Annotated in this window: 1 pseudogene; it reads right to left on the reverse strand. The window is 67.1% G+C overall.

The features are described from left to right. Positions 1-231, reverse strand: a pseudogene (locus tag FQ664_RS27105) (glutamine--fructose-6-phosphate transaminase (isomerizing)); the annotation flags it as partial.

The raw sequence follows: 231 nt of genomic DNA on the forward strand, positions 1-231 counted from the left end.
GCTCGGCGATTTTCTCGACGGTGGCGTCCATGGCCAGGGCTTCGCCCAGGCGGGCCGGCAGGCGGCGCAGTTCATCAACCAGCTCGGCTTCGACGCCGGCTTCCAGGGTACCGCGCACCTGGCCCAGAGCCAGGGTCAGCAGCATCAGCGAAACAAGCTGGGTGGTGAAAGCCTTGGTCGAAGCCACGCCGATTTCCGGGCCGGCCAGAGTCAGCAGGGTCAGGTCCGACT

The sequence above is a fragment of the Pseudomonas persica genome, from assembly GCF_900291015.1.
In the GTDB taxonomy this organism is placed as follows: domain Bacteria; phylum Pseudomonadota; class Gammaproteobacteria; order Pseudomonadales; family Pseudomonadaceae; genus Aquipseudomonas.